The organism is Oleiphilus sp. HI0123 (assembly GCF_001635315.1).
Genome location: NZ_LWGE01000021.1, coordinates 1 through 484, shown reverse-complemented (window position 1 = coordinate 484; position 484 = coordinate 1). Strand labels below are relative to the sequence as shown.

1 protein-coding gene is annotated in these 484 nt (G+C 42.4%); it reads right to left on the bottom strand.

Annotated elements, in window-relative coordinates:
- Positions 1 to 31: 31 nt before the first annotated feature.
- Positions 32 to 484, bottom strand: a 453-nt coding sequence (locus tag A3761_RS00250) for a MarC family protein (RefSeq protein WP_068749616.1), incomplete at its 5' end; no start/stop codon positions are given.

The following is a 484-nucleotide window of genomic DNA, read 5'->3' as shown; positions in this document are numbered from 1 at the left end:
CCTTATAGCAGCATAAGCTGATTCGCCGACATTAAGTAAATACTCGCAAGCCATCCAGAATAAACTGGATTGCCAGTGCAGCTAAGATCATTCCTAAAAAACGTTTTAATACTTCATCACCTATCGCACCAACCAGGCGTTTAACATTGCCCGAAAAAATCATCAGAATACAGGTTAGCGTGCTGATAGATACAATGGCAAACATCACAGAAAGCTGGCCCAAAGCCGAACTAGTCGAAGAAAACAACAAAATACTTACTGTTAAAGAGCCAGGCCCCGCAAGTAGCGGTATGGACAATGGGAAAACCGATATATCTCTGCCATTCCCGCTGCCAGCGAAAGACAAACTACTGGTAACCATACGAAACGCCGTATAAAACAAAAGCACGCCACCGGATATCTTGAATGCATGAATACTAATCGCAAGCTTACTTAAAAGGAGTTCACCAAAATTGCCAAACAATACTAGTAGCATCGTGGAAAT